The following is a 1,412-nucleotide window of genomic DNA, read 5'->3' on the forward strand; positions in this document are numbered from 1 at the left end:
GGTGCGCCGGAACCGGGCGCCCGCGTTCCTGCGGCTGCGGACCGTCCGTCTGATGGGGCACGCCGGGTCCGACGTGGAGACCGCCTACCGGAGCCGGACCGAGATCGCGGCGGGCCTGGAGCGCGACCCGCTCGTGGGGACCGCGCGCCGTCTCGTCTCCTCCGGCGTGCTCACCCCCGAGGAGGTCATCGACCGCTACGACCGCATCCGCGACGAGGTGGCCGAGCTCGCCGAGAAGGCGTGCGCCCGGCCCAGGCTCCGGTCGGCGGCCGAGGTCGCCGCGCCGCTCGCGCCGCACCGCCCCCGGGAGGTGCGCGCCGACGCCGCGCGCACCGCGCCCGAGGACGACCGGCGGCGGGCGTTCAAGGGAGCGTTGCCCGAGGACGAGGGACCGGTGACCCTCGCCCAGGCCGTCAACGGCACGCTCGCCGACCTGCTGTGCCGGGACCGCGACGTCCTGGTGTTCGGTGAGGACGTGAGCCGCAAGGGCGGTGTGTACGGCGTCACGAAGGGGCTGCGCAAGCGGTTCGGGGCGCGCCGGGTCTTCGACACGCTGCTCGACGAGCAGAGCGTCCTGGGCGCCGCCCTGGGAGCGGCGCTGGCGGGGTTCGTGCCGATCCCCGAGATCCAGTACCTGGCCTACGTGCACAACGCCGAGGACCAGATCCGCGGCGAGGCCGCCACGCTGTCCTTCTTCTCCCGGGGCCAGTACCGCAACCCGATGGTGGTGCGCATCGCGGGCTACGCCTACCAGAAGGGCTTCGGCGGGCACTTCCACAACGACAACTCGGTGGCCGCGCTGCGGGACATCCCCGGCGTCGTGATCGCCTCGCCCTCCCGGGCCGACGACGCCGCCCACATGCTGCGCACCTGTGTGGCGGCGGCGCGCGAGGACGGCCGGGTCTGCGTCTTCCTCGAACCGATCGCCCTCTACCACACGCGCGACCTGCACGAGCCCGGCGACGGCGGATGGCTGGCCCCCTACCCGCCGCCGGACGCCTGGGACGCGCGGCACGCCGGACTCGGTCGGGCCCGCACCTACGGCGACGGGGCCGACCTGACCCTGGTCACCTTCGCCAACGGGGTGCCCATGTGCCTGCGCACGGCACGCCGTCTGGCCGAACGTGGGATCCGCGCCCGGGTGCTGGACCTGCGCTGGCTCGCCCCGCTGCCCGCCGCCGACCTGCTCAGGGAGGCCGAGGCCACGGGCCGGGTGCTGGTCGTCGACGAGACCCGCCGCACGGGGGGCGTGTCCGAGGCGGTGCTCGCCGAACTCGTCGACGCGGGTTTCGGCGGCGCGATGGGCAGGGTGAACAGCATGGACAGCTTCGTCCCCCTGGGTCCGGCCGCCGACCAGGTGCTGTTGGGCGAGGAGATGATCGAGGAGGCCGCCGAGCGGCTGGGGGGCGCCG

The 1,412-nt window shown here is 75.0% G+C and carries 1 protein-coding gene; it reads left to right on the forward strand.

Going from position 1 to position 1,412, the window contains the following annotated elements; genetic code table 11:
* Positions 1–1,412 (forward strand): transketolase C-terminal domain-containing protein (locus tag D471_RS34165; RefSeq protein ID WP_017598920.1); only part of this gene is annotated, 1,412 nt, incomplete at both ends.

The sequence above is a fragment of the Nocardiopsis lucentensis DSM 44048 genome, from assembly GCF_000341125.1.
In the GTDB taxonomy this organism is placed as follows: domain Bacteria; phylum Actinomycetota; class Actinomycetes; order Streptosporangiales; family Streptosporangiaceae; genus Nocardiopsis; species Nocardiopsis lucentensis.